This window comes from Trueperella bialowiezensis (assembly GCF_900637955.1).
Lineage (GTDB): Bacteria > Actinomycetota > Actinomycetes > Actinomycetales > Actinomycetaceae > Trueperella > Trueperella bialowiezensis.
Genome location: NZ_LR134476.1, coordinates 822,220 through 841,463, shown reverse-complemented (window position 1 = coordinate 841,463; position 19,244 = coordinate 822,220). Strand labels below are relative to the sequence as shown.

At 57.7% G+C, this 19,244-nt stretch carries 14 protein-coding genes and 1 tRNA gene; 12 read left to right on the top strand and 3 right to left on the bottom strand.

Annotated features, from left to right (window positions below; translation table 11 throughout):
• The first annotated feature begins 74 nt into the window (after nucleotides 1–74).
• A complete protein-coding gene (locus tag EL234_RS09395; protein ID WP_126416231.1) occupies nucleotides 75–4,634 on the top strand; it encodes a hypothetical protein in 4,560 nt (1,519 codons plus the stop codon).
• Nucleotides 4,624–4,929, top strand: coding sequence for a hypothetical protein (locus EL234_RS03870; RefSeq protein ID WP_126416230.1), 306 nt, complete (start codon nucleotides 4,624–4,626; stop codon nucleotides 4,927–4,929). Before EL234_RS09395 ends, EL234_RS03870 begins: the two co-directional genes overlap by 11 nt.
• 3 nt (nucleotides 4,930–4,932) lie before the next feature.
• Here the strand turns inward: EL234_RS03870 and EL234_RS03865 are convergent, their stop codons facing one another.
• Nucleotides 4,933–5,721 carry an SAF domain-containing protein gene (locus tag EL234_RS03865; RefSeq protein WP_126416229.1) on the bottom strand — a complete coding sequence of 263 codons (789 nt, stop codon included), beginning with the start codon at nucleotides 5,719–5,721 and terminating at the stop codon, nucleotides 4,933–4,935.
• 68 nt (nucleotides 5,722–5,789) lie between these two features.
• On the bottom strand, nucleotides 5,790–6,437 hold the full coding sequence (locus tag EL234_RS03860) for a 5-formyltetrahydrofolate cyclo-ligase (RefSeq protein WP_126416228.1): 648 nt from the start codon (nucleotides 6,435–6,437) through the stop codon (nucleotides 5,790–5,792).
• Nucleotides 6,438–6,520: 83 nt separating this feature from the next.
• Between EL234_RS03860 and EL234_RS03855 the strand changes: the two genes are divergently transcribed.
• The 10 genes from EL234_RS03855 to EL234_RS03810 all read left to right on the top strand — a co-directional run bounded on the left by EL234_RS03855 (nucleotide 6,521) and on the right by EL234_RS03810 (nucleotide 17,700).
• Nucleotides 6,521–7,735, top strand: a complete 1,215-nt coding sequence (locus EL234_RS03855) for a molybdopterin molybdotransferase MoeA (protein WP_126416227.1) — start codon at nucleotides 6,521–6,523, stop codon at nucleotides 7,733–7,735.
• A 178-nt stretch (nucleotides 7,736–7,913) separates the two neighbouring features.
• Complete coding sequence (locus EL234_RS03850; protein WP_126416226.1) at nucleotides 7,914–8,990, top strand: DUF6667 domain-containing protein; 1,077 nt, start codon at nucleotides 7,914–7,916, stop codon at nucleotides 8,988–8,990.
• On the top strand, nucleotides 8,990–9,640 hold the full coding sequence (locus EL234_RS03845; protein WP_126416225.1) for an alpha/beta fold hydrolase: 651 nt from the start codon (nucleotides 8,990–8,992) through the stop codon (nucleotides 9,638–9,640). The genes EL234_RS03850 and EL234_RS03845 overlap by 1 nt, the downstream gene beginning before the upstream one ends.
• A gap of 127 nt (nucleotides 9,641–9,767) precedes the next feature.
• A tRNA-Ala gene (locus tag EL234_RS03840) sits at nucleotides 9,768–9,843 on the top strand.
• A 670-nt stretch (nucleotides 9,844–10,513) separates the two neighbouring features.
• Nucleotides 10,514–10,726, top strand: a complete 213-nt coding sequence (relB, locus tag EL234_RS03835) for a type II toxin-antitoxin system RelB family antitoxin (protein ID WP_126416224.1) — start codon at nucleotides 10,514–10,516, stop codon at nucleotides 10,724–10,726.
• A complete protein-coding gene (locus EL234_RS03830; RefSeq protein ID WP_126416223.1) occupies nucleotides 10,723–11,010 on the top strand; it encodes a type II toxin-antitoxin system RelE family toxin in 288 nt (95 codons plus the stop codon). The genes relB and EL234_RS03830 overlap by 4 nt, the downstream gene beginning before the upstream one ends.
• A 220-nt stretch (nucleotides 11,011–11,230) precedes the next feature.
• Nucleotides 11,231–12,475, top strand: a complete 1,245-nt coding sequence (locus EL234_RS03825) for an ATP-binding protein (RefSeq protein ID WP_197718461.1) — start codon at nucleotides 11,231–11,233, stop codon at nucleotides 12,473–12,475.
• Nucleotides 12,476–12,558: 83 nt separating this feature from the next.
• Nucleotides 12,559–13,566, top strand: a complete 1,008-nt coding sequence (locus EL234_RS03820) for an immunity protein Imm33 domain-containing protein (protein ID WP_126416221.1) — start codon at nucleotides 12,559–12,561, stop codon at nucleotides 13,564–13,566.
• A 199-nt stretch (nucleotides 13,567–13,765) separates the two neighbouring features.
• Complete coding sequence (locus EL234_RS03815; RefSeq protein ID WP_126416220.1) at nucleotides 13,766–14,686, top strand: DUF3592 domain-containing protein; 921 nt, start codon at nucleotides 13,766–13,768, stop codon at nucleotides 14,684–14,686.
• 149 nt (nucleotides 14,687–14,835) lie between these two features.
• Nucleotides 14,836–17,700: a DNA methyltransferase gene (locus EL234_RS03810; protein ID WP_126416219.1), complete on the top strand. Its 2,865-nt coding sequence runs from the start codon at nucleotides 14,836–14,838 to the stop codon at nucleotides 17,698–17,700.
• A gap of 265 nt (nucleotides 17,701–17,965) precedes the next feature.
• Here the strand turns inward: EL234_RS03810 and EL234_RS03805 are convergent, their stop codons facing one another.
• Nucleotides 17,966–19,207, bottom strand: a complete 1,242-nt coding sequence (locus tag EL234_RS03805) for an ATP-binding protein (RefSeq protein WP_241969084.1) — start codon at nucleotides 19,205–19,207, stop codon at nucleotides 17,966–17,968.
• Nucleotides 19,208–19,244 lie beyond the last annotated feature (37 nt).

The following is a 19,244-nucleotide window of genomic DNA, read 5'->3' as shown; positions in this document are numbered from 1 at the left end:
AGCGGAACGATTGGGTGTGATTGTGTGCGGCGCGCTTGCACCTTTCGGCGTCCGGTTCTCGGTACGGTTAAGACGTGAGCCCTTTCTTTAGACGCAGAAAACAGTCCTCGCCTCCGGTCTCAGCGGATTCGCCGGAGGTTGCGCCGTCGCCCGCGAACGCCGTCGATACGGAAAATGGTGCGAACGGTTCACACGTGGAGGAGCAGTCTGTGCCAGCTCCTGAACCGTCGCGGTCCAGGGAGGATCTGATTAGCGACGCCTACCAGGGATGGCATAGGGAGTTGGCTCGTAAGGTTCGTGAGGCTGACGACGACGTCGATGATGCGGCTCGCGGAATTATTGATCTTACTCATCCGCATCCGACTGGTTCTGCCCAGTTGGCGGCAGGTTCGCCGGTGCGGATTACGTCGCTTGTGCGGGAGCAGTTTGCTCAGCAGCGTGCGTTGACGAACGTGCGCCGACTTCGTTTAACGATGCAGCGGATCGCGGAGGCGCATGGTCATGCTCCGGCGTCGCTCGCGATTGGCCGGTTGACGTGGACGCAGTTGCCTGATGAAGACGGGGCAACGCTGCCTGCGAATGTTGATTCTACGCAGATGACGAGCGAGATCCCGATGGTGGATTTGGCTGATGATGCGCCACCGGCTTCCAGCGAGCCCGCGCCAAGTGAAACCAGCGCAGCCGAACAGGGTGGTGGCACGACATCGGAACGCGAGTTGCGTCAAGCCACCGAGGTGACCGATTACGCGATTTTCCGTGCGGTCACGATTAAGTTTGCTGATGACGACGCCGTCATCCAGCAGGGCAGTGGCACCGAGATTAATCCGGTGGTGCTGAACGCGTTGCGGGAAAGCGGCGCTACAGCCGACGAGCTTGCGCAGCTACGCCAGGACGCGCAAAGTGCGCAACGTGTGGAAGACGTGTATGCCGCCGTCGTTGCGTTGGCTCGCACGCACCTGCCGGGTTTTGCGCACGAGTATTCCGTGCAGCTCGGGTGTTTTGAGCGTGCCGAACGGGTCATGCTTGCCGATTTGGAGGCGATGGAGCCTTATATTCGCACGTCGGGGATTATGATGGCGCTCGCGAGAGACGAGCAGACGCGCAAGCTGTCGGCGGCGCCGTTGCCTCCGGGTGGGGATGAGGATCGCGCGCCGGAAGTGGAGCGCGGCGCGGGTGATCTTGACGTCCAAGAATTGAATGCTGTGGAGGCGGTGGCGTCGGGCCGGTCGATCGTGTTGGATTGCCCGCCGGGGTCGCATAAGGTTCAGACGATCGCGTCGATTTGTGCTGATGCGGCCGCGTCGAACAGGTCGGTTATTGTGGTGCCACCGCGGTTGTCGGCCGGCCGGCAGCTTATTGATGAGCTCGAGCGCTTGGGCTTGGGCGATCTCGTGCTCGATTTTTCGAGGGTGGACGAGGTGGCGCGCCGCCTGCGGACGGGCATGCGTTTGGAGCGTCCGGAGTTGCCTGAAGAGGAAACGTTGGCGTTGCGCGGGAAACTGGTGGACACCCGCCGCATGCTCGAAACGTTTGTTGATGACTTGCATACGCAGGACGACGAGTGGGGCGTGTCCGTTCACGGGTTGTTGGAGAAGTTGGCGGAGCTGACCAGTCAGGAAGAACCGCCGCGTACGCGCGTGCGTCTGGAAGCGCGGGCGATCGAGGCGATGAAAGGTGAGGGCTACGACGTCGTCCGTGCCGATTTCGCTGAAGCCGCCCAGTTGGGTGCTTTTGATCCGGGTATTTCTACGTCTGCGTGGGCACGTTCAACTATTGCGGACGCGGATGAGGGTGTGCAGGCGCTTGAGGCTGTGAACCGTTTGAAGGACATCACGGTTCCCGCGGCGATTAGTCAGTCGTCGCGGTCTGCCGGTGAGACGTCGATGAAGCAGCCGACCACGCTCGCGCAGTGGTTTGAGCAGATTGACGTGTTGGACGGGATTGCCGAGTCGCTTGACACGTTCTTGCCACGCGTGTTTGAAAGTTCGCCGATGAACATGGCGATTGCGTGTGCGCCGCGGGAGTGGCGTGATTCGCATGGGCATACGATGAAGATGTCGGATCGGCGTCGTTACAAGAAGCAGGCTCTTGATCTGGTGCGTCCGGGGGAGTCGACTGCGAATTTGCATGAAGAGCTGCTCAAGGTGCAAAAGCGCCGGGAGATTTGGAAACGGTATTCGCAGGAGGGCGGCTGGCCGACTCTGCCGGATGGTATGGCGCAGATCCGGTCGACGCGCGCCGAGGTTCAGCGTGACCTCGAGTCGCTCATGGGCCATTTGGCGGGTGAGCCGTTCTTCGACATGGAGTTTGACGAGCTGGAGCAGCGGCTGGCAGCCCTTGCAGCCGACGCCGATCACATGGATCGGCTCCCGGCGCGTAACAAGGTGTTGGGAAGCCTGCGTGACCGTGGTTTTGGGGAGTTCCTTGACGACGTCGTTGCGCGCGGCGTCGCACCCGAGCGTATTTCTGCTGAACTGGAGCTCGCCTATAGTTCGGCGCTGTTTGAGCGGATGATTAGTAAGTCGCCGACTCTCGCGGCGTGTGGGCCGCGTGATCTGGCTGAGTTGCTCGCGGATCTGCGCAGGCTTGACGAGGCACATACGGAGTCGTTGGCAGGGCCCGTGTTGCGTGCGGTGGTGAATAATTCGCGGCTGGCGATGCAGGCGCGCCGGCAGGATACGTTGAATCTTGATTCTGCGCTTGCTCACAATACGACGAGCGGGCTTCGTGACGCGATTGCTACTCATCCGCGTCTGGTGCAGACGGCCCGCCCGGTGTGGGTGGTGCCTCCAACAGTGTTGGCGAAGTTTGTGCCCCCGATGCCGTGGGCGGACTTGGTGATCGTTGAGCCAACGGATTGTGTGGCGAGCGTGATTTCGCCGATGATGCGTGGCCGGCAGGCGGTTGTGGTGGGCGATTTGCGCCGCCCGGGCGCCCAGGCGATCAATGAGTTCGAGCAGGTGTTGCCTGTGGCCGAGCTTCCAACGTTCCAGGCGGAGCATGACGCGTTGTCGACTGCGGCGTTGAAGGAAATCGGCTACGACTTGGCCGCGATTGTGCCGGTGCGTGAGTCGCGCCAGTCGAGGCTGATTTATGTTGATGGGCGCGGGGTGCCCGGTAGTTTCCGGGCTGGCACGGTGGAGTCGACGCAGGTTGAGGTTGACGCCGTCGTTGACGCCGTACTTGAGCATGCGATGAACCGTCCGGATGAGACGCTCGCCGTGGTCACGCTGTCGGTCACGCATGCGCAGCGCGTGCGGGAGGCGATTAATGCGGCGCAGTCGTCGGATATCGAGCGGCTGGCGAATTTTGTGATCACGGATATTACGCGTGCTGCCGGTTTGAAGCGCGACCACGTGATCCTTTCGGTTGGCTACGGTAAGACGGTTCACGGGCGCGTGTTGCATTCGTTTGGCGAGCTTGCCACCGATGCCGGCCTTGCCGGTTTGATCGACGCGATTTCGGCGGCCGGTTCGGAGTTGACGATTATTTCCGCGCTTGGCCCGGGCGATATTGACATGCGCCGGGTGTCGACTCCTGGTCCGCGCCTGCTGTCCAGGCTTATTGAGGGCGCGGGTGGCGGTGATGACGTGCGGGTTCGTTTCGACGACGACGTCGCCCCGCTTCTCGCTGATATCGCGCAGCGGTTGGAGGCGAAGGGATGGTCGACGCGCGCCTCGTACGGCTATGAGGATTCCCCGGCGATCTCTCTTGTTGCGGGCCGTGATGATGAATATGCCGTGGCCGTGCTGCTTGATGACGCCGACTATGTGGCCGAACGGTCGCTGCGGCGCAGGGATCGGTTCTGGGTTCAAGCGTTGGAGGCTCGTGGCTGGTCTGTGTTCCAGACCTTCTCCAGTTCGTTGTTTATTGATCCTGCCGGTGAAGCGGCTGCCATCGAGAAGCTGTTGGAGGAGCGGTTTGCGCCGCAGCGCGATGAGGTGAAGGTGCCGATCCTTAGCGCCGACGAGTGGGCTGATTCGGTGCCGGCTCAAGAGCCTGATGCGACTGGTCGGGTGGGCAATCAGCTGCGCCCGCGCGGTGAGCGTCCGCAGATCGTGCCCGGGTTGAGCCTGGCAGCTTATACCGATGACCAGTTGGATGACATGATCGCGTGGATCGCTTCGGATGGTCAGGTGCGCGACGAAGACGAGCTAGTTTCCGCCTTGCGCGCAGAGCTGGGCATCGAGCGCCGAGGTGAACAAATTGATGTGATCTTGCGGAACGTGGCACGGCGTACCGGTTTGATTGGCGTGTCCGTAGCCCCGACTCCGGAGCAAACAGCAGCCGTTCCGGTTGCAGAGCCAGAGCCTGTGGCTGAACCTGAACCGGAGCCAAAGCAGGCGCCGGAGCCCATTGCTGAGCCTGATCCTGTGGCCGAACCGGAGCCCGAGTCGGAGTCTGTGCTTGAACCGGAGCCGGAGCCTGTTGCTGAACCGGAAGCTGAGCCTGAACCCGCTGCTGACCCAGATCCAGAACCGGCACCCGAGCTGATCGCTGAGCCAGAGCCGGAGCCAGCTCCAGAACCCGAGTCTCAGCCCGAGGAAGTCGACTATGAGATCGTTGCTGAGGTCGAGGACGGGCTTGATCTGGGGGACGATGATCCGTTTATTGAGGGCGACCTTGAGCGATAGTAAGCCTGGCGGCGCGATGGACGAGGCCGTGCGTGCTGTTGGAAAACCGGTGCGAAGGCGAGGATCGCGCAGGGTTGTCATGGTGTCGGATGTGGATGCGCGGCGCATCGAGTCGGGTGAGTTCGAGTCGGTGGAGGAAGTCTTGCACGCGAGCGACGCACCCGCACCAAGCGCTAAAGGCCGAGGTGCGCAGCCCACAAGTTCCCAGAAACGCCGCAGCCGGTCGAGTAGCACGTTGAGTGCTCGCGACCGCGACATTCTCGACGAGGTCCCGCCACATTTCGGCAATCTGTAACGGCTAGGAGCGCGGCCCGGACAGCACCGCGTATAGCGGCGAACGCGCGCTGGCTCCCAGCACTTGGTCGATCGCCGAGTCGGGAATCTCGAGGTAGAACACGTGGACGTCTTCCGTTGTGGCAAGCAGGTTGGACGTTCCCTTCTCCGTCGCTATCCCAGCGACTCGGACGGCAGGTGCAAGCAGAACGGCGTCGTGGCTGTCAGTGAATTCGTCGGGCATGGCGTACAAGTCGACGTGGACTCCGGGTTGGAGGAGCGCGTTACCGCCGGTGTCCACGATCGTCACGGGTGCGATCACCGTGCCTGCCGGCGAGTTTTCCAAAAACTCGGAGGTCAACAAGTGGGTACTCAACACGGGTGCACCTTCCGGCAACGGCCCCACAAGGTATTCGCCAATCACATCGCCCGGATCCGGCACGGCCCCGGGAAGTTCATCAACATTGTGGCGCAACGCCACGTCGTCTGCCTCTAACCGTTCACCGCTCTCAATCTGCCGGGTTGTGACCACCATCGGAAACGACGGCGCCTCGGCCGGTGTTGGCATGAGCATGTGAATCACGACGACGGCGAACAGTGCCACACCAACCCACCGCCACCGCCACAACACGGCGCGCAACGCGGTGGAACGGGCCGTGCGAGGTGCTGTGCGCGACTCGGGGGACCGCCTCCCAAAGACTCGTGCCTTGCCTCGCCGCTGCGAAGAATCTGCAGGCGCCGAGGTAGCCGGCGGGTCAGAATTACCTTTCAGGTTGTGACCAGTTCGTGCTGAGGATCGGGTTAAAAGTGTCATGCTCCGATTATGAAACGCACACTACACGCCAGGCGAGCGTCGAACGTGGGCTGTGGAAGACGGCGTCGTTAATCGAACTGTGGACAACTTTCGTCGGCCGCGGCGGTCATCTCAATGCGCGTCGGATGAATGACGTAGGGGATAGAGACGTCCATTTCGTCCTGCGGAATATTTTCAGAAATGTACTCTTCCGGATAGACCATCGCGCCAATCAGCGCGTCCGGGCTGACTTGCTTGAGCGCGCGATCGTACCAGCCCCCGCCCTGGCCAAGCCGGGCTCCGCGCCAGGAAACCGCCAACGCCGGAATCACCAGCGCCTCCACGGTATCCAACACGTTCGACTGCAACGCCGCACTCGCAGGCTCCGGCGGCCGACCGGGCGCCAACTCCACAAGCTCGTCACCCAAACCATAAAAACCCCATGCGCGAGTCAGCCCCGGCCCAAGCTTGGGAAGCAACACGCGCTTTCCGGCACGGCACAGGGCGTCAATGACCTCGCGAGTCGGCGGCTCCTGATTCACGGACACATAGCAGGCAACAATCGTGCGATCGCCAACAAAACGAAGAACCGTGTCCACCCACTGCTGCGAATACGTGTGCAGCATCTTCCGTCCCCGCTGTTTGCGGTGAGCGCGGATCGCGGAACGAAGCACCTGCTTGCCTTCCTCAACCTCCAACTGGGAGATATCGGGAAGGGTCAACGAAGAAATTGTCATGGTGCCATTCTCTCATGTAACCGTTGCTCAATGCCTCCACCTTTCACAGCTAGTAAACTAGCTTGCAAGTCTAGGGAGGCCCAATGAAGTCTGTAGCCGAACACCTCGAAGAGTGCCTGGCCGTGGCCAAGCCATTACCGCCGTTCACCGTGGCACTCTCGGACGCCGTAGGATGCGTGCTCGCAGAAGACGTCCGCTCGCTCGTTGACGTGCCGCAAGGCAATCTTGCAGCGCGCGACGGCTATGCGGTGCGGATCGCCGACGTCGCTGGAGCCAGCCGGGACACCCCGGTAGAACTGCCGGTGGTTGAGGAAGTGCGTGCTGACACGGTTGATCCCTCCAGCCTCGTGGCCGGGGCGACTGTGCGGATCTCGTCGGGTGCTACGCTGCCGACCGACACGGAGGCCGTGATCCCCATCGAAGACACCGACCAAGGCCGAGCCAAGGTAAAAATTTTTGCTGGTGCGGAAGCTGGGGAGAACGTGCGGGCGCAGGCCGAAGATTTTGCTGCCGGCGAGGTACTGTTGCGCGCCGGCGTACGTATCGGATCTCGCCAAATCGCGGTGCTGGCATCTGCCGGCCACTCCACAGTCTTGGTGCATCCGGCGCCGCGAGTGGTCATCATGTCAATCGGCGACGAAATTCAAGAACCCGGCATGCCCGCCGCCGTCGGCAAAATTTACGACGCCAACTCGCACGCGCTCGCCAGCGCCGTTCGCGACGCCGGAGGGCAAGTATTCCGAGTAGGCGCGGTGTCCGACGACAAGCGCGAACTACGCGAAATGCTCGAAGACCAACTGGTACGCGCCGACATCATCATCACCACCGGCGGACTCTCATACGGCGGGGGAGACACCCTCAAAGAAGTCCTCTCACCGCTGGGCACTGTACGGTTCGACAACGTGGCGATGGCGCCAGGCCGCCAGCTCGGCGTCGGCAAAATTGAAGAAGACACCACGGTGTTCTGCCTGCCCGGATCCCCAGTTGCAGCGATGACAGCCTTCGAAGTCTTCATCCGCCCAGCACTACGCCACATGGCCGGATACTCCACCATTCATCGCCGATCGATCACGGCTGCCGTGCAAAACAAGTGGGAATCGCCTGCGGATACGCGGGAGTTCGTGCGCGGGCGGGTAGTGGGAAATCCGCACGAGGGCTACAGAGTAGAAGCCCTCGGAGACCCCGGGCGGCCATTGCTCAAGGCGCTCGCGGAGGCGAACTGCTTGGCGGTGGTTCCCGAACAGCAACGAGCCGTGCAAGTCGGCGATACGCTTGAGTGCATCGTGCTCAACGCGTAGTTGCGAGTAACAGCTGCGTGCGGTCGGAGGCGTCGTTTGCAACATCACATGTTAACGGCGTGAACGCTGTGACTAATGCCGGAATTTCTTTCGCGGCAATCCGCGTAAACACGCGGAAAACGGCAACACGCCAGCGGTAAATCTTCGCGAAACCCCGCCGTCGTCGTAACTTGGAGGTATGGGAATTGAGGGGGCGGTTCTTGCCATAGGCGTACTTCTCCTTTTGGCATACGTCATCCCTCATATAGCCCGCAGTCGCGCCGTTCTCGCGGACGCGCCGATCGGTGACAAATACTCCGAAGACATGCGGATCATCACCGGGCGCACGCTACGCAAGACGAGCGGCGAACACGGAAGAATTTTTACGATGGAGCGAACGATGAGCACACCTCAACAGCGTGGCAAACGTGGCCCTGACGCCGCGAAGATGCGTGCCGTTGCTCGAGATCGTGCGCGGGCTCGGGCGCGAATCGCACAGCGCAACGCGGCCCGGCAGCGGGTGCTGTTTGGTGCTGCGGTGCTCATCGCCATTACTGTCGTGGTGTGGATCTTGGCTGTGGCGACGTCCTTCCCGGCGGGATTCGCGATCGCGCTGACCGCCCTGGATGGCCTGTACCTCGTGGGGGCTGGTATGGCGGTTTCTCAATGGTCGAAACTCGACGAGGAAGATTCCCAGCGGATCTCGCGCGCTAACCAGGCGCTCCGTTCTGTCAAGGCGCGTCAGCGCAAGCGTTTCAAGGCCGACGACGCCGAACGTGCAGTGGTCGCGCGGAAAGCTGAGCGTGTGGAGAGCCGTGATCGTGGTGTGGAATCCGGTGAACAACGTGTTGAGGCGCCGAGCGATCTGAAGAACAAGCAGGTGGAACCCGCGGGCGTGCAGGCCGATGTGGATAACGTGCAGGCTAGCCAGGAGCGTACGCAGGTCAGGCACAAGCAAGTTGAACGCGAAGAGCCGAAGGTGCGGCCCGCCGCGCATGTTCCCGCGGCGAGTGTTGATACGGATAGCCGCGCGCAGGCGCCGTCGTACACCCTGAAGCCCGAAATCCAACGCCGTGTGGTGAAGCCATACGAGGCGCCCGCAGCCGCGGAAGCCGACGTGCCCTACCGGCCGAAACGAGTTGGCGAACGTATGGGCGGCGAACCGGTGCAGGCCGCGCATTCTGCATCCGAGATGACTGGTGCGGAAGAACTGCGGCAGGACGTGCTTGGTGGCGGTTCGACCTTGGATGCGCTGCTGGATCGTCGTCGCGCCTAATGACTACCGTTGCGTTCGTGCACGGGCATGCGACCAGCCCGCAATCATGGCGGGACGTGGCCGATAACCGACCTGCGCACTGGGCAGTTGTGGCCCCGAATTTCTTTGCGCGTGCTGCTGGTGGTGGGGTGAGCGGCGCGGGCTCGCCTGGTGTTGAGGGTATACCTGCTGGTGAATTGGCTGCTCAGATCAATCAGGACCTTGCCCAGCTCGGGATCGGGGAGCCGGTTGTTGTGGTGGCCGAGGGTGCCGGTGCGATTGTGGCGATTCGTTATGCGCTGGACTTTCCGGAACGTGTTGGTGGCCTCGTGGTCTCTGGGCCGCGGCTCTATTTGCGTGGTGCTGATGTCGTCGCGATGCGGGCTGCGAGCCGTTTTGGAAAGAATGGCGGAGCGACCCGCGAGCAAACGCGAGATTATCTGGCAGCACTTAAGGGCGTGGATGTGCGTGAGCAAGCTGCTGAGGTGACCGTTCCGAAACGAGTACTGGCCGCAGAGAATGATCGGCCGAGCCGCGCGGATTCACGGCAGTTGCGTGCTGCCGGATGGGATTTTACGTTGGTGCCCGAAGCTGAGTGGGACTGGTTCACATACGCCCCGGCGGCGTTTGCTGCTCACATCACGCGATTTGTTGGGGAGCACGAACTCTAGGCGGGTAGTGTATGTGCCCGTTCGTCATGCTGGCGTTGCGACGATCTGCCGTGTGAGTGATCGTGACGCAGTAGACGAAAACTAAGTGGGTATTCGTGGGGATCTGTTTGTTAAGATCGTACGCATTGGGGCTATGGCGCAGTTGGTAGCGCGTTTCGTTCGCAATGAAAAGGTCAGGGGTTCGAATCCCCTTAGCTCCACCATGTGATGTCTCGCGACATCGTTCCGGTGAAGTCTCACGAGATCGTTTCGCTTCGGGCTGGCGAGCCGACACGGTGATGGCTCGCCCGATCTCACGTACAAAGAACGCTTATCCGACCCTTCTAACAGTTCTTTCCACGCACTATTGCTACCACAGCAATAAATCCAGACTCGAGGGCTGCCGCATCCGTTTTCGTTGCTATAAAAGCAAGAACGCGCCATGAAGCTTAACCGTGACGAGTAGGCAGGAGTGCCTGCGGCAGGACCTATACTCGGCCCACTCCGTGTAGCACATGAGAAAAGGGCCGTTTTCGGCTGTTTTGGCAATGAGATTACGCTAGGTCATGTCTTACGCGGACTCGGTGAAGTATCCCCGCAACCAAGACCCGAGCCCTCCCACCACGAGATGCTGAGGGTTAAGGGACAAACGGGGAGCAGTACAACGTATTCCCGGGGTACCTGTTTCGTTCCTGGGGTAGACAATTCGCCGGATTTGGTACCCCAGGAAGTGAACGTGTACCCCCGGAACGATGTCGTGAAATCACACACCCTTAGCTCCACCACTAGGACGCTCACTTTGATGTACGGTGGGCGTCTTTTTGTTTTCTCTCTTGCGAAGCAACTAGCTGGTGAATACGATGTATTCAAGCGGAGAGGTTGGGGAGGAACGTTATGGCCACGATGACTGTCCGTATGAGCGAGCAGGATGCGGAACTAGTGCGCAGGTTCGCACAGTTCGAGGGTGTGACGATTTCCGACTTCGTTCGTAATGCGATTTTGGAGAAAATTGAGGACGCCTACGATCTTCAAGAGCTACGTGAGGCAATCGCTCAAGATAATGGTGAACGATTCAGCATTGACGAGGTCCTGTCTGAGCTTTCATGACGGAATCGCGGAACGTTGTGTGGCGTGTTGAGCTTACTGCGCGTGCGCGCAAACAATTGAAGAAGATGCATCGGTTCGATGCGAGGATTCTTGCAACATGGATTAAGAACAACCTCGATGGATGCGCTGATCCGCGTGCCTTCGGCAAAGGGTTGACCGCTAATCGCTCGGGCGAGTGGCGTTACCGCGTTGGCTCGTATCGAATCCTTGCACTCATCCACGACGACATCATCACGATTGAAGTCTTCTCAATCGGTCGAAGAGATGCGATCTACAACCGTTAAACAACCTCTCAATCAGGGACTATAGGTTATTTGGTGTTGGTTTTGGGCTGGAAGAAAGCTCTGGACGCAGCAAGTGCCTGCAAAATGCAGTCTAGGTATCCTGCAAATCACGGTCTAGACACGCTGCAAATCACGGTCTAGACACGCTGCAAATCACGGTCTAGAGCTTGTTGCCAGCCGTTTTACTTGATACGGTCGGGATGTGGAAGTCCGTCAACCAATGAGTGATGATTACTTACCTAGAGTTATAGATCAGCGGCTCAGTCGGCTGCTGAAATCCGTGGGAGCAGTGGTCATTGAGGGGCCGCGCGCCAGTGGGAAGACGACGACGGGGATGCAATTTGCCCAGTCCACCGTGTTTTTTGACGACCCAGATACCGCGCTTCTGGCCGAGATTGACCTCCGGCAATTATTGAATGGTGAACGGCCTCGGTTATTGGACGAGTGGCAGTTATACCCTCAGATTTGGAATATGGTCCGTAGAGAAGTTGACTTTGGCCGAACGCCTGGTCAATTCATTTTAGCCGGATCTGCAACTCCAACCGACGACGTGCGGCGGCACACGGGCGCTGGCAGATTTGCTCGCATTCGCCAGTACACCATGACGTGGGCAGAAAAGGCAGGGCTGCAGCCTCAGGTCTCGTTTCGGAATCTGCTTTCTGAACCCGAAGTGGCCGCAGATTTGGCCAGACCCACGTTGGATGATGTGGTCGATCTGTTGCTGACTCCAGGTTTTCCGGGTTTAATTTCGATGCCTCGAGAAGCCACAAATGCTCTTCTTGACGAGTACATCAATAACATCATCGAAGTTGATGTTCACCGGTTGGCGGAGATCCGACGCGAACCGATTGTGCTGAAGACCCTGCTGATTTCATTGGCGCGTAATATTTCTACCGAGGTCAGCGTCCCAACGTTACGCAAAGACATTAGCGCCACATTGTCGAGCCCAGCCCCCGAAACAATCAGTCATTTCTTGCAGTTGTTTGAAAGGCTATTTGTTGTTGAGCGTCAACCAGCAATGGCAACTGCTTTACGTTCGAAGGCTAGGCTGAGGCAATCAGCGAAATATCATCTAGCTGACCCAAGTCTGGCGGCTCGACTGCTTGGTGCTGAAAGCGCTGACTTGTTAGCTGACACGAGAACGTTAGGGTTTCTGTTTGAATCGGCCGTAACCCATGATCTGCGTGTTTATGCGCAGGAAGTCAACGGCCAGGTATCCCACTACCGCGACTCTAATGGGCACGAGATCGACGTCGTCATTGAGCTGCCGGGCGATAGCTGGGCAGCGATCGAAGTCAAACTTGGTGCCGGCCAGATTCAGACTGGCTACGAAAGTCTCCAGAAGGCGATCAAGCAGATCGACCGTCCCGCTCCCGCATTCAGTGCCGTTATCACCGGAACCGGTCCGATCGCGAACTTGGGATCAGGATGCGTCACTTTCCCACTATCGGCACTGGGGCTCTAACTGCCTTCAATTACACACTACTGAGTCTCGTATGTGAACTTATCCGAATCTTCAGTCCGTGGTAGCAACGAAAGAGCAAAACGATGGTCGACATTCATAATGCTGATTACTACACGGTGCTCACAGAGGGTAGCCGCGTTGATTTTGAGGCCAAGCTTGCCAGCGAGGGGAAGAATTTCGAGCAGATTGCTGCCGCTCGCACAAGTGGTGGGTCGAGCATCCTTCGCTATGCCATTGCCGGGCGCCACTTTGAACTGGCCTGCGACATGCTCGACGCCGGCGCGCCGGTTAACGTCGTTGATTATGCCGGCAATAACGAGTTTCACCTCCTGGCACCTCGACTCATGGACGCGCCAGAAGCCGGTGACCTCGGACTCGCCTTGATGAAACGAGGCACATCACTCGAACACCGCGAGAGTCGATGGAATAATTCTGCGCTGTTTTCGCTTGTTAGCCGGGGTCTTTCAGCGCCGGGCGGGTCTGTGATGGATTTTCTTGGTCAGGCGATCGCCTCGGCGACCGATGTTGATACGCCCAACTCGGCAGGGCTGACAGTGCGAGAGGTGATTGAAGATCGCGGTGGAGAGGCACTGCGAGTTGCGCTCAACAAGTACCATCCTGAACTTGGGAGCGGCACGCAACAGCCGGCAGCCAACGGCTGTCGGTCTGCGGACCAGCTTTCCGACGACGGCGTTCCAGTCGCTTCGCAAGCCCAGCGCTATCAGGCCACGATGCGCGGGCAGAACATCGCTAAACTGGGCGCTTCGATTATCTCGCAAAGCATTCTTGATGGACATGCGCGCATGAAATGGTGTTTCCGGGAAGAACCCATGAATTCGGCTGATAACGGTTGGCGCTTCCTTTCTTCGCGAGACACGGACGCGTACTTAGCTGATCCGCGAAATTCTGCCGTAGTGGCTTGGGAGAGCATCATTCTCATCGAGCCAGCCGTTATGCCACTGATCGACAAGCCGGTGGGTATGGACGTGCAGATCGTCGGCACCGAAAGCGGCGAGATCCTCACCGTTGATAACGCCACCGGCCGGCCTCTCGAGTTTACTGAGCATGACTTCCTGCCCTACGAACAGTAGTCTGCACGCTCTGCGCTGAGTTGTGAACCGAGGTCTAGTCCTAGCGTGAACGCTCGAGTAAACTGGAAGTACTACAAAGTGGAGAATGGGCAAATAGCTCGTCACCCAAAGGGGCGCGTATGGCGCGTATGAACAGAAGACTCCCCGCATCGGCGCGAACAGCATCGCGCAGATACGAGGAGAGGAAGGGCTCACTGAGGTGTTACTCGTCTTCTTTTTCCTCTACATATTCCCGCTATTTTTTCTCCTGATGGATGACCGGCCGTATTCCACCACCGAATTCGCGGTTGTCCTTTTCGTGATCGGGGTGGTGATGTGGACGATTTTCACGGTGTTTCTCGTGATGTTGGGATTCGATCCGTATAGGAAGGCCAAGGCTCATCGCAAGCTGCGTGAAACGGGCGTTCCCGTGATCGGGGAAATTATCAGATCTATACAGGCCGGTGATGAAAAGGGCAAGCCTAAGTTCAGGTTGCGTGTGCGCTTTCAGAACCTTGCGGGCTCCAAGATAGAGCGGGATCTCGACGTCGTCGATGAGCAACCTCAACTGCGCAGATACGCCCGGGGAAACCGGATTAATCTTCGGCTTAATCAAAACGGATACAATCCGCCCTACGTCGTAGATACCGCTGAATTTACGCCTAAATTCTCGGTCGGCTACCTTAGGTGGGCCGTGTTTAACATTGCCTATTCCGTGGGCCTGTTCCTGGTTGAGTATCACCTTTATGGACAGGGGGTCGGGCTGCGCTTTTTGTGTCCGCTATCGAATTGGCTCATGCCGCCGGTCATTTTCTTGGTCTTCGTATTATTTATCCTTATCCTTAGTGGCGGCAACGGCCTTTCCAGCGTGAAGAACGCTCGCCAAGCCCACGAGCTCACGCTGTATGGGGTGGCGAGTCCGGGTGAGATTGTTGATTACCGCCAGACGGGCGTGTACAAAAACGAAAACCCGCAAGTTAACGTGACGGTTCAGTTCCTAGATCAGCGCGGGGAGATTAAGCAGCGCTCCCTGCGGGAGGTTGTGCCACTGGTTGATATGCATAAGTTGCGCCGCGGCCCGGTTGATGTGCTGTATCTGCCAAGCGACCCCGATGTGTTTGAGATCGTTGAGGAAAGCTAGGGCAAATATTTGATGTCCGCGCTAGTCATAGCGGTAGGTGTTTTCGACGTCGATGTCGGTGAGGATATCCGCCACTGAGAGCAGATAAAGTACAACGACGTTGTCCTGCGGTGCACATTAATGTCGGAGCCTGCGGTTAACATGGGGCTATGAGTGCACAGGCTACAGGTTCAACGCTCACCGAAACTCAGCGGCGCCACAATGCGCAAGCATTTGCGCAAACGTGGCGTGGTCGCGGCTATGAGAAGGGCGATACTCAGCAGTTCTGGGGCAATCTGCTGCGTTCAGTGATGGGCGTGCCGGAAGATCAAACTGTCACGGGCGTGCGCTACGAGGAAGGAACCTCCCGGCGCGGTTTTATTGACGTGATCATCCCCGATGCGAAGACTCTGATCGAACAGAAATCGATCGGCGTCGATCTTGACCGTCCAGAAATGCGCCAGGGCCAGATGGTCACACCTTTTGAGCAGGCTTTGAACTATGCGAATTCGCTTCCTAATTCGCAGCGGCCGGATTACATTATCGTCTGTAATTTTGAGGAATTCCGCATCCACAATCTGGATCAGGTGAAACCGGAAGAGAACTATCTTTCTTTCCGGCTTGAGGAGCTCCCGGAGCAGTACCATCTCCTCGATTTTCTTATCAACCCGGCTAACACGCGGCGCTACCGGGAAGAACAGGTCTCGATGGATGCCGGTGTTCTTATCGGCGAGCTGTATCACGGTTTGCGCGAGCAGTACATCGATCCGGATAGTGAACGCAGTCAACACTCTCTCAACGTGTTGTGCGTGCGGCTCGTGTTTTGCTTGTTTGCGGAAGACGCCGGAATTTTCGCCAAAGATTCTTTCCACTACTTCCTTGCCAATACCCCGCACGATCAGGTTCGCACCCGCCTTCTTGAACTTTTCCAGGTGCTCGACACCCCGGAAGATGAACGCGATCCATATCTGAGTGCGGATCTGAAAGCCTTCCCCTATGTCAACGGTGGGCTGTTCGATTCGCGAACATCTGGCCCGATTGAGATTCCGCTGTTCACCGAAGAACTCTATGATCTCTTGGTCAATCGGGTGTCGCGGGATACGAACTGGGCGGAAATTTCGCCCACGATTTTTGGCGGCGTTTTTGAATCCACACTGAACCCGGAAACGCGTGCCAGCGGCGGGATGCACTACACAAGCCCGGAAAATATTCACAAGGTGATCGATCCGTTGTTCCTCGATGATCTCACCGCCGAGCTGCAAAGTATCCTCACTGAATTCGCTGGGCAGGATGTGAAACGCAAGAATCGGCTGCGTGCTTTCCACGATAAAATCGCAGGCCTTACTTTCTTTGATCCAGCTTGCGGCTCCGGAAATTTTTTGACGGAAACCTACATCTCGCTGCGTCGGCTGGAAAACAAAGTGCTCTCCGAACTCACCGATCAGACCGAGCTAGCTTTTGGTGATATCACGCCGCTCAAAGTCTCGCTCGATCAGTTCTACGGCATCGAAATTAACGACTTCGCGGTATCGGTCGCCTCAACGGCCATGTGGATTGCCGAACTGCAGGCGAATATCGAGGCACAGACGATCGTGACCCAGCTGATTGACGATTTACCGTTATCCGATTCCGCCCATATCGTTCAAGGAAATGCCCTGCGTACTGACTGGGCTGAGATTCTTCCGCCCGAAAAATGCGACTACATTATTGGCAACCCGCCGTTTTTGGGATACTCACGGCTGAATGCAGATCAGAAAGAAGAACGCCTCGCAATCTTCGGTAAAGGTGGAAGCGTACTTGATTATGTGGCCTGCTGGCATCGGAAAGCCGCGGAATACATGGAAGGTACAGAGTGCGAGGCCGCACTGGTATCCACCAACTCGATTTGCCAAGGCCAGCAGGTTGCGCCGCTGTGGGAACCGCTCTTCGAGATGGGTATTTCCATCAACTTCGCGCATCGATCGTTTTCCTGGGCGAATGAAGCAACGGACCAAGCGCAGGTAACCTGTGTCATTATCGGTTTCTCTCATAAGGAACGAACAGAAAAATACCTTTGGGATTACCGGCGAGCGACGGCGGAAGAGCGTGCAGCGGGTTCTGCGCGTGAAATTGGCACTCGCCGCGCGGTGGATCATATTAATGCCTATCTCGCCGATGCTCCTGACGTTTTTATCCAACGCCGGGGTAAACCGCTCAGTGATGTTCCAGAAATGAAAGCGGGCGGAAAACCGACCGAAGGCAATTTTCTGCTTCTTAGCCCGGACGAAAAAGCTCAAGTACTCGCTGCAGAACCCGATCTTGAAGAATGGATTCGTCCCTTTTCTATGGGTCAGGAATTCATTAATGGCAAAGACCGTTATTGCTTCTGGCTTGTTGATACTCCGCGATCCGTTATAGCTAAATCACCTATTCTCCGTGAACGTGTCCAAGGCGTACGAGATATGCGACTTGCATCTACCAAGAAAGCCACCCAGAAGAAAGCTGAAACACCGTGGTTATTTGACGAGATCCGCTATGCCGGCAGTGAACCATATATCGCAGTGCCCGCGGTGTCCTCAGAACGCCGGCGATATATCCCACTTGGATTTGTAGCTAATGGCATGATTCCGGGAAACCAGCTCTATTTCATTCCTTCGAACTCCCTGTTTATTTTTGGAGTAATGTGCTCCCAATTTCATAACTCTTTCATGAGGGCAGTAGCCGGCCGTCTTGAACTTCGTTACCGCTATGCCAACACGATTGTTTACAACAATTTCGTGTTCCCGGATCCCACAGCCGAGCAGCGGGAAGCAATCGAGAACGCAGCGCAGGCAGTATTGGATGCCCGCGAGGAATATCCGGAGGCTACGCTTGCTGATCTGTACGATCCGGATAATAGCTGGCTGTATCCGGAGCTCACGCGAGCCCACGAACAGCTGGACCGCGCTGTGGAAGCCGCCTACGGCGTCGACTATTCAGAAATGGATGATTCCGCACGTGAAGCCGCCATCGTTGCCCATCTCTTCGAGCTCTACGCCCAGGCCGCAGAAGAGTAGCACTGTACCAACGCCGTATATACCATCACGAAAGAAGAGGAGCGCCGCACACAATGGGAATTTTCGATTGGATAGTGAACCTAAAGAAATGCGCTAGCCCCGGGGGTATATCGATGTTTCGCGACATTGACCTATCCGGGGCTATCAGCACCGAACATACCCTGCCGATGAAGTAACCGCAAGATCAGGTCTTCACGAGATCGTTTTACTGTTTACCTTAGAAATATGAAGACCAGCTCTGAATCTGGGAAGCTGAGTGTTGGTCTCAGGGCCCCAGCGCTCCAATCGAAACGACTTGCACACCGTCTGGTCGCAAATACGAGTAGCCGCCCGCGGTGACGACGATGAGTCGATTACTGCCGCCCATCTCTGCGGAAAAAGCTTTCAAGTTATCAGCTGCCCGATTCACGACTTCCATGCTGGCGCCCAGTTTTATTTCAAAAAGTCCGCGTTGATCCGGGTGGTCAATGATTGCGTCAACCTCCAACCCGTTCTGCAAGCGGGCATGGCTAACCTGCTCGCCGGAAAGAACGCCCAAGTCATGGACGACTTGCGATTCAAATAGCTGCCCGAAATACTCGAAATTTTGCAGCAGATCAGCTGGCCCCTTGTTGAGCGCAGCCAACGCTAGCGCAGGATCCGCGAGATGGCGTTTCGGAGCTTTTCGTAGAGGGGTTCTGGATCGCATGCTTAATGACCATGCGGGCTGATCTTGCGCGATATATATTCTGGCCAGAGCATCAAGATAGTCCCGGACAGTGTCACGGCTGAGATCTGCATCGGCGGCGATTGTTGTCACTGCCATTTCTGTTCCCACGCCTCGCGCCAACGATCTTAACAATGCTTGGACTCGGATTGGATTTCGAGTGCGGCCATCGGGCGTGGCGATATCGACCTCGGCAATAGTACGGATATAGTCCCTGTTGGTTGCCAACGCCTGTGACACGGTAAGGGACTGATAGTGTGGCCAGCCGCCCCGACTTATCCGTTCTGCCAATTCCTCCACACTCAGACTGGAAGGTTCTGCCGCGGCGGGTTCTCCCTGAAGTAGTGCAGCTACTGATACTTCTCCGCTGGAGTGCCCTGTCTCCCACAAGCTCATTGTCTGCATGGTTATGCGTGCGAATCTGCCCGCTCCCGAGTGTCTTCCAGCGCTTTCCGCCGGAGCTGTCGATCCGGTAAGAATGAATTGGCCCTTCTCGCGACGGTCGTCAACCGCTCTGCGAACGGTGTTCCACAGCACGGGGTACGCTTGCCATTCATCGAGTAATCGAGGGGTGGATCCATTCAAGACGAGATTTGGGTCGAGATTAATGACAGTTGCGACATTTGGGTCAGTATCCACTCGCACCTCAGAGGCGGCAACTCGCCTAGCGGTTTCAGTTTTGCCGCACCCTTTAGGACCTTCAATAAGAACAGCGCCAGCGCGCTGCAGAGCTTCTGAAAGCGCGCGATCTGCCACCCTCGGAAGATACTTGAAAGTCTCTTTTTCCTGAGGATTCTGCACTTTGACACCTCCACTCGTCAATTTCAAACCATTCTAC

Bases quoted from the DNA above. Each gene is read 5' to 3' on its own strand.
- EL234_RS03865 (WP_126416229.1), bottom strand. From the start codon at position 5,721: ATGACACTTTTAACCCGATCCTCAGCACGAACTGGTCACAACCTGAAA.
- EL234_RS03860 (WP_126416228.1), bottom strand. From the start codon at position 6,437: ATGACAATTTCTTCGTTGACCCTTCCCGATATCTCCCAGTTGGAGGTT.
- EL234_RS03855 (WP_126416227.1), top strand. From the start codon at position 6,521: ATGAAGTCTGTAGCCGAACACCTCGAAGAGTGCCTGGCCGTGGCCAAG.
- EL234_RS03850 (WP_126416226.1), top strand. From the start codon at position 7,914: ATGGGAATTGAGGGGGCGGTTCTTGCCATAGGCGTACTTCTCCTTTTG.
- EL234_RS03845 (WP_126416225.1), top strand. From the start codon at position 8,990: ATGACTACCGTTGCGTTCGTGCACGGGCATGCGACCAGCCCGCAATCA.
- relB (WP_126416224.1), top strand. From the start codon at position 10,514: ATGGCCACGATGACTGTCCGTATGAGCGAGCAGGATGCGGAACTAGTG.
- EL234_RS03830 (WP_126416223.1), top strand. From the start codon at position 10,723: ATGACGGAATCGCGGAACGTTGTGTGGCGTGTTGAGCTTACTGCGCGT.
- EL234_RS03825 (WP_197718461.1), top strand. From the start codon at position 11,231: ATGAGTGATGATTACTTACCTAGAGTTATAGATCAGCGGCTCAGTCGG.
- EL234_RS03820 (WP_126416221.1), top strand. From the start codon at position 12,559: ATGGTCGACATTCATAATGCTGATTACTACACGGTGCTCACAGAGGGT.
- EL234_RS03810 (WP_126416219.1), top strand. From the start codon at position 14,836: ATGAGTGCACAGGCTACAGGTTCAACGCTCACCGAAACTCAGCGGCGC.